This window comes from Mesorhizobium sp. M2A.F.Ca.ET.039.01.1.1, assembly GCF_003998035.1.
In the GTDB taxonomy this organism is placed as follows: domain Bacteria; phylum Pseudomonadota; class Alphaproteobacteria; order Rhizobiales; family Rhizobiaceae; genus Mesorhizobium.
Window position 1 is genome coordinate 1 of the sequence record NZ_RZRY01001479.1, and the last position, 522, is coordinate 522.

Consider the following 522-nt stretch of genomic DNA (forward strand, 5'->3'; position numbering starts at 1 on the left):
AAGGACAAGCCCGTCACCATCGATGTCGGCAATAGCGCCGTGCCGATCCTGGTCGCCGTCGAGAAGGCCACGGTGCGCGCCTTCGGCGACGGCAAGGCGCCGATGGTCGATATCGGCACGTCGCTCACCTCGGTCGCCGTCGGCGGCACCCAACTCAACAATATCACCGGCGCGATCCATTCCGACGGCTTCGACATCGAAAACCGCAGCGGACCGGTCAGCATCAAGCTTGCCGCCGCCGGGCTGAAGACCGACGTCGCCACGCTGGCGCCGCTGGTGACCGGGAAGCTCGCCGCCGATCTTTCCGGCACGATCAGCCGCGAGTCCGTGGCCATCGACAAGGGCACCTTGCGCAGCGATGCGCTCAATGCCGGGCTGACGGCAAATGTGGCGCTCGCCGACCTGTCGATGACGCTGAAGATGAATGCCGACGCCGATTCCAAGGCATTGCCGCCGCAGATCAGCTCGCTGCTCGGCGAGCGGGTGAAATTCTCGGCCAGCGCCACGCGCGATCCGCAAGGC

1 protein-coding gene is annotated in these 522 nt (G+C 66.3%); it reads left to right on the top strand.

The genetic code is table 11. From position 1 onward, the window contains the following. The coding region (locus EOA24_RS40550; protein WP_133375102.1) for a hypothetical protein at positions 1–522 on the top strand (522 nt) is incomplete at both ends.